The organism is Nocardioides sp. NPDC101246 (assembly GCF_044767415.1).
GTDB lineage: Bacteria > Actinomycetota > Actinomycetes > Propionibacteriales > Nocardioidaceae > Nocardioides.
This window is the reverse complement of record NZ_JBIWNX010000012.1, coordinates 229,853-236,623: the sequence shown is the minus strand read 5'-3', so window position 1 is coordinate 236,623 and position 6,771 is coordinate 229,853. Positions and strand designations below refer to the sequence as shown.

General features: G+C 67.4%; 7 protein-coding genes and 1 tRNA gene. All 8 read right to left on the bottom strand.

The annotated features are described in order from the left end of the window. Nucleotides 1–41: 41 nt before the first annotated feature. Nucleotides 42–1,229: a DNRLRE domain-containing protein gene (locus tag ACIRON_RS22240; RefSeq protein ID WP_402995548.1), complete on the bottom strand. Its 1,188-nt coding sequence runs from the start codon at nt 1,227–1,229 to the stop codon at nt 42–44. 39 nt (nt 1,230–1,268) lie between these two features. Continuing rightward, complete coding sequence (locus ACIRON_RS22235) at nt 1,269–2,348, bottom strand: hypothetical protein (RefSeq protein ID WP_402995546.1); 1,080 nt, start codon at nt 2,346–2,348, stop codon at nt 1,269–1,271. Nucleotides 2,349–2,825: 477 nt separating this feature from the next. Then, nucleotides 2,826–2,898, bottom strand: a tRNA-Ala gene (locus ACIRON_RS22230). Between the two features lie 43 nt (nt 2,899–2,941). Then, on the bottom strand, nt 2,942–3,763 hold the full coding sequence (locus ACIRON_RS22225; protein WP_402995544.1) for a hypothetical protein: 822 nt from the start codon (nt 3,761–3,763) through the stop codon (nt 2,942–2,944). Nucleotides 3,764–3,863: 100 nt separating this feature from the next. Beyond that, a complete protein-coding gene (locus ACIRON_RS22220; RefSeq protein ID WP_402995542.1) occupies nt 3,864–4,463 on the bottom strand; it encodes a GNAT family N-acetyltransferase in 600 nt (199 codons plus the stop codon). A 12-nt stretch (nt 4,464–4,475) separates the two neighbouring features. Further along, complete coding sequence (locus tag ACIRON_RS22215) at nt 4,476–4,952, bottom strand: molybdenum cofactor biosynthesis protein B (RefSeq protein ID WP_402995541.1); 477 nt, start codon at nt 4,950–4,952, stop codon at nt 4,476–4,478. Continuing rightward, nucleotides 4,949–5,419, bottom strand: a complete 471-nt coding sequence (moaC, locus tag ACIRON_RS22210) for a cyclic pyranopterin monophosphate synthase MoaC (protein WP_402995539.1) — start codon at nt 5,417–5,419, stop codon at nt 4,949–4,951. The genes ACIRON_RS22215 and moaC overlap by 4 nt, the downstream gene beginning before the upstream one ends. After that, nucleotides 5,419–6,627, bottom strand: coding sequence for a gephyrin-like molybdotransferase Glp (glp, locus tag ACIRON_RS22205; RefSeq protein WP_402995537.1), 1,209 nt, complete (start codon nt 6,625–6,627; stop codon nt 5,419–5,421). Before glp ends, moaC begins: the two co-directional genes overlap by 1 nt. Between the last annotated feature and the right edge of the window lie 144 nt (nt 6,628–6,771).

Sequence of the window (6,771 nt, the reverse complement as noted above, 5' to 3'; positions counted from 1 at the left end):
ACTTCCTCCGTCATAAGCGTGATCGTCCTTCCGCCCCGACCTCACGCCGGGACACCACGCCAGACCTCCAAGAACACAATCCACGCGACAGACCCTGCGGTGGGTGCCTCGTCATTGCCGTTGCTGTCCAGATGCCATTGATGCGAGGTTGAAGCGCCCATTACCTTGAACTTCAACTGCTTCGCAGTCGACACGTTGCCCGCGACATCCGCCGCCGTCGCGGTGATCCAGTCCGGACCCATGTGCCCGGTCCGTGTGACGGTCACCTTCGCGCTCAGAGGCGATGCCTCCTTCGAGTTCGGCGTAGCCGAGGTCAAGAACCCATACCGGTAGTAGCGGACATCGCTCGACGGCGAGTCCATCGAGATCGTCAAACCTTGCCCGTACGAGCCCACCTTGGGAGCCGCGACCACCGGCGGATCGGGCTTGACGTTGTCGATCACCAGCGTCAACCACGAGGACGCCGGCCCTTGGAAGCCGTAGGAGTCGGTCCCGTAGACCCACCAGGAATAGGTGCCATCGGGCAGGTTCTCGGTCAAGGTGATCCCCGACTTGGTCCCCGAGGGATGGAAGGCGTTCCGACGGTCTACGACGAGCGAACCCGCGGAGTTCCTCACGACGAACCGCTGCTGAACCTGGTTGCCGTCAGGATCCGACGTCGTCGCCAGCAGCACCGGCTGCCGCACCCGCACGTAGTACTTGTCGTTGTACAAGACCGCATCATCGGTGGAGGTGTTCCCGGTGAACCGCCCGGCCGGGATGTTCGGTGCCCGGTTGTAGGTCACCAGCAGCTGCGGGTAAGAACCATCGGAGGCGCCGTAGTGGCGCCAGGAGTACTTGTTGGTCTCATCCTTGGCGAACATGCCCAGCCGCATCCGGTCGTACCCGTTGTTCAGATCCGATACCAGACCCTTCTTGACGTCCCACTCGTTGTCGTAGTTCGTCGAGCAGTAGTCCTCATGCCCACGGGCCTTGTAGTTCGTCGACTGGTAGTCGATCTTGGCCGGGCCCGGCCACCGCGTCCCCGAGCTGAACGCCTCCACGGTCCAGACCTCGATCCCGGCGCCTGTGGTGTTGCACTCGTGCTCAGGGGAATGGAATTGCCTGTGCAGGAACGTGGCCTCCTGGATCTCGGTTCCCTGAAGGCCCTCGATGTCGAACTTGTAGAACGAACGGGCCTTCTTCGTCGCCGAGGACCAGCCGTCATACCCGGCGCGGCCCAGTGCCACATCTCCGTACCAATGCTCACCGGTCGACCAATACATCCCTCACTCAGCGCCGAGGTCTGCCCGCGTCAGGTTGGGGTCGAGGACAGTCGGGAAGACAGTCTCCTCCGCCTGCAGCATCGACACGTCCGGACGCACATGCAGTTCCGTAGCAGTATGGCCGCTCTCTGCCTCGCTCGACGCGACACCCTGCTTCGACTCACTCGAGGCAGAGGCGGGTTCGAGCGCCATGGTCATGGCCGCCGACCGTGAATCGTCGGGGCGTTCCACCAAACGCCTGATCTCCTCCGCCGACGGCGCATCTGCCTGGTCGATCACTGCGCCCCGCTCCGACTTGCTCGACTCCGTATTCGTGGTGCCCGGGTCAGCAGCCTCGCCGGCGTCCCACTGCTCCGGGTGACGTGAAGCGAAGACCACTTCACCGGTCCCGTTGGTCGCCTCCAAGCCACCTTCGCCGTCGTCGGCGACATCCACGCCGGACGCAGTCAGGTCGAAGTGGAAGTCGACGACCTGCGGCAGGTCGGCCGCAGCGCGGTCGTGCAGCACCAGGTATGTCTGGAAACCAGCAACACTCGCGCCGACCACCAAGTCGACCTGACCACCCCACACACCAGCGAAGGTCGCCAGGTTCCCGTCCACGCTCGGAACCGGAAGATCCCCATACTCAGCAGGCCACGACAGCGCGATCAGCTCGCCACTGGGACCGGCCAGTTCCGCGAGCGGACCCGTCCCATCGGCCGTGATCGTGAACTCGGCCGGCGCGGTCACCGGCGCGAGTCGCCCGGCACCGTCCAGTTCCAGCGAAGCATCGACGTCGTGCCAGCCGTCACTCTCATGAACCCTCACCGGGCCCGGGCTGATCTCGGCAACCAGCCCTTTCTCCGGCACCGCGCGCACGATCTGAGTGGGCGTGGTCAACGTGTCCACGACCGTCGGCTCACCGGTCTCCTGGGCCTGAGCAACCGCCTCGGCCTCGGTCAACAACCTCTCTGGCGGCGCCGGCGGCACGATCGACGGCAGCCCCACGGCCGGAGCCATCGCGGACGGCAACACGCAGATCGCGGCCGCCAGCAGCAACGCGAACGCGGGTATCAACGCAACATCACAAGCACGCCGAACCATCAACGTGAGCTCCTCCCGAGCCGAGCGTGACAACACTTGTCTGATTGCTGCCGTCGGCTCCGAGGGCACGAAGGACACGCACCGCGACAATCGCACCGCGCCAAGCGTCACGACAGGCAAGTAGGTCCAACGTTCCGTCGCCGTGGACGTACCGTTACCCATACCAGGAAGGGCATAGTCACCTCGGCCTACGACTAGCCACCCGATCTGACTACAGGGTGGGAGGATTAGTCGGATCGGCGAGAGGTCGATAAGCGAGGTGGAGATTGGCGACGTCGCCCCGCGGCCCACCCGGCATCTACTTGCGTCGCGCCGCTACTGAAGGAGGTGAGGCGAGGGACCAAGTCAGGGAAGTCGAGGTTCGTCCCACTCGCCGATCGGGTACTCCCCCTCGTGGCACTCATGGCCGGGTGTACGAAAGGGAGAAACCCCGTCTGTTCCGCATTGAAATGCTTACTGAGACGGGGTTTCACCGGGTGGAGCTGAGGGGATTCGAACCCCTGGCCTTCTCATTGCGAACGAGACGCGCTACCAACTGCGCCACAGCCCCAAGCGATGAGAAACGTTAGCACCTCGTCGCGGGTGTTACCCAATCAGGAGCCCGTGGCGCGACCGCGTTCTGCCTCGGCGGCCTCGGCGGCGGCACGCTCGGCCTCCTCGGCCTGGCGGACGAGCTCGGAGTCGGCCGCGTTGCGGCCCGAGCTCCACACGCCGGTGGCGTCGAGGTCGATGGTGCGGACGGTGCGGCGCGGCGCAGCCTCCTTGGAGACGTACGTCGGCAGCGGGGTCTCCACCGGCTTCCAGGAACCGTCGGGGAGCACCTCGTCGGTCTCCGCGGGGTGCTCGACGACGGCCACCAGGTCGCCGGTGTCCTGGTCGATGTCGAAGGTGATCCGGGGCGGGGCGACGGGCTCCGGCTCGGGGAGGTCCTCGGGGAACGGGATCCGTGCCCAGACCTCCCGCTGGTGGCGGACGCTGAACCGGCAGGTGACCAGCCAGGCGACGACCAGGCCGGCTGGGATCGCGATCCAGACCGGACCGAAGACCCCGAAACCAGCAAGAGCGCCGACCACGGCCAAGCCGAGGACCAGCACCCCCAAGACGATCGAACGGCGCTTGGCCGCGGCGCGAGCCGCACGGCGGCGTACGGCCATCGGGACGGGTCGCGGAACAGGCTCCGCGATCGCCCCGGCCTCCGCCTCAGGCTTCTTCGCCGACTTCTCGGTCACCAGATCGGTGGAGTCCTTGCTGGTGGCTTCTCGCCGAGCGAGGATCCGGCGGGACTTGGAGATGGCGGCGCTGGCCCGGCTCTTCGTACCGTCCTCGGCCGTCGCCGTCTGTTCGAGCGCTTTGGGCACCAAGTACACCGCCCACGCCACGGCGAGGGCGACGAAGATGAGTGCGCTCGGGTCCACGTTAAGAAGCGTAGGAGCCATTACCAGCCCGTAGGCGGACGTGCAGTGGTGTGTCGCGTGTGACTTGTGTGATTTCAGCAGGACACGCCGAGTCAATGCCTCATTCAGGTGACAAACCGAGCCTGGCCAGCATTCCTTGGTGACATTCTTCAACCGTTATCGCGAAGATACGGTGATCTCTCCAGGCCCCGTCGATATGCAGAAATCGGGGCGCATATCCGATCTCGTCGATGCCCAATTTCTCCACGACGCGGAGCGAGTTGGAGTTCTCCGGCCGGATGCAGATCTCGATCCGGTGCAGCCGCGCGGTGGTGAAGCAGTGGTCGATGACCAGCGCCACCGCCAGCGGCATCACGCCGCGGCCGGCGAAGCGCTGGTCGATCCAGTAGCCGATCGAGGCGAACTGCGCGGAGCCGCGAACGATGTTGTTGACCGTGACCTGACCAGCGAAAACACCGTCGACATCGATCGCGAACGGATAGGTCACGCCGCGCTTGGCCTGACGCCGAAGACGACGTACGAGGCTGGCGAACGTCGTGGGCCGAGCGCTCGATCCCGGGGGCACGGTCGCGTCCCACTGGTGGAGCCAGGACGCCGAGCGGCGGCGCGCGTCGGTCCACTCCTTGGCGTCGGTGCGGTCAAGAGGGCGTAGGGTCACCGCGCCGTGGGAGAGGACGGCGGGCCAGCCGGGATCAGTCATCGGTGGTCCCAATCAATGATCACTGCCGACAGATTGCTCGACGGCGTGGGGCAACACCGGACGCAGCACGTCGATCGCGTCCTTCACGCCACCCCGGGACCCGGGAAGGTTCACCACCACGCACGCTCCGATCTGACCGGCCAGACCGCGGGACAGTAGCGCCGTCGGGATCCCTTTGGCCACTCCGGCCGCCCGGATTCCTTCGGCGATGCCGGGGATCTCGCGGTCGAGCAACGGACGAGTCACCTCGGGGGTGCGGTCGGTCGGGGTCAGCCCCGTGCCTCCGGTGGTGAGGACGACCCGCGCCCCCTCCTCCGCCGCCCGGGCGATCGCCTCGCCGACCGGGTCGCCGTCGCGTACGACCTCGGGCGAGCCGACCACGAAGCCGAGCTCCTCCAGGAAGGTGACCAGGAGCGGCCCGGTGGTGTCCTCGTAGACGCCGGCCGAGGCACGGTTGGAGGCGACAACGACGGTCGCTATCAAGCTCATCGCTGGAACGTACCCGACTTTCCGCCGGTCTTCGTCTCGACCCGGATATCGGTGATGACCGCTCTCTTGTCGATGGCCTTGATCATGTCGACCACGGTCAGGCCGGCGACGGCGACCGCGGTCAGCGCCTCCATCTCGACGCCGGTGCGGTCGGTGGTCTTCACGGTCGCGGTGATCTCGACGGCGTCGTCGGCGACGCTCAGCTCGACCTTGACGCCGGAGACGGCCAGCGGGTGGCACAGCGGGATCAGGTCGGGGGTCTTCTTGGCGCCCATGATCCCGGCGATGCGGGCAACGGCGAGCGCATCACCCTTGGGTACGCCCTCACCGCGGAGCAGCTCGATGACCTCAGCCGCCACCAGCACACGTCCGGATGCGGTCGCGGTGCGGGTCGTGACCGCCTTCTCGGAGACGTCGACCATCCGGGCCGCGCCGGTCTCGTCGACATGGGTGAGTCGGTCGGCCATCAGAACTCCACATCCAGCTCGATCACGTCGACCTCGGCGTCCTTGTCCAGCGAGGTCGTCTCCGGCGGGATGACGATCAGGCAGTTCGCGCCGGCGAGATCCCCGATCAGGTGCGACCCCGGTCCGCCGATGGGCGAGACGCCGGCACGGGAGCCGTCGTACCAACCGCGGAGATACTGCTCCTTGCCCTTCGGGGAGCGCACCGGGTGGGTCAGGGCGGCGCGACGGGCCGGCCGGGCCTCGGGGGTCATGCCCATCAGCCGGCGCAGCGCCGGGAGCACGAAGAGCTCGAAGGAGACGAACGAGGAGACCGGGTTGCCGGGGAGGCACAGGACCGGCACCCGCTCCTCACCGATCCGGCCGAACCCCTGCGGCTTGCCCGGCTGCATGCTCACGGGGCCGAACCAGACGCCCTCCGGGGTCAGCGCTTCCTTGACCACGTCGTAGTCGCCCATCGAGACGCCGCCGGAGGTGACCACCAGGTCGGCACGGACGAGCTGGTCGGAGAGCGCGGTCATGAACGCCCGCGGCTCGTCAGGGACGATCCCGACGCGGTACGCGATCGCGCCGGCGCGGCGGGCGGCGGCGGCCAGGAGGAAGGAGTTGCCGTCGTAGATCGAGTCGTGGCCCAGGGTCTCGCCGGGCTCGCGCAGCTCGGTGCCGGTCGAGAGCACCACGACCCGGGGGCGCGGGCGCACCGCGACCTGGGCACGGCCGACGGAGGCGATCAGGCCCAGATGGCGCGGGCCGAGCACCGTGCCGGCGGGGATGAGCAGGTCGCCCTTGGCGACGTCCTCGCCCGCGTAGCGAACGTGCTGAGCCTCCTCCGGCGTCTGCCGGATCTCGACCTCGGCGACGCCGCGGTCGGTCCACTCGTACGGCACGACCGTGTCGGCACCCGTCGGCAGCGGGGCGCCCGTCATGATCTTCGCCGCCGCCCCCGGCGGGAGCGCCAGCAGTGAGGCCTGTCCGGCGCCGATCTCACCGAGCACCGGCAACCGCACCGGAGCCTCGGCCGAGGCCGTCGCGACATCGGCGTAACGGACCGCGTAGCCGTCCATCGAGGAGTTGTCGAAGCCCGGCAGCGCGACCTCGGCATGGATGTCCTCGGCGACCGCCAACCCGAGGCAGTCCATCAGGGGCTGCGGGTAGGCCGGCATCGGCTCGAGGTCGGCCAGGATTCGCTCGCGGTACTCGGCGGGGGTCACACGCCGAGCCTAGTCGTCACCCTCGATGGTCGAGCCGCCGGAGCCGCATGGCGAAGGCGTGTCGAGCGTTGTATCGAGCTTGTCGAGATGACCAACACAGTCCTGGCGAGCGCCGAGGGGACTGTGTTGGTCTCGACACGCTCG

Excerpts from the sequence above, each read along its gene's own strand:
- ACIRON_RS22235 (WP_402995546.1), bottom strand. The coding sequence starts at position 2,348 with ATGGTTCGGCGTGCTTGTGATGTTGCGTTGATACCCGCGTTCGCGTTG.
- ACIRON_RS22220 (WP_402995542.1), bottom strand. The coding sequence starts at position 4,463 with ATGACTGATCCCGGCTGGCCCGCCGTCCTCTCCCACGGCGCGGTGACC.
- ACIRON_RS22215 (WP_402995541.1), bottom strand. The coding sequence starts at position 4,952 with ATGAGCTTGATAGCGACCGTCGTTGTCGCCTCCAACCGTGCCTCGGCC.
- moaC (WP_402995539.1), bottom strand. The coding sequence starts at position 5,419 with ATGGCCGACCGACTCACCCATGTCGACGAGACCGGCGCGGCCCGGATG.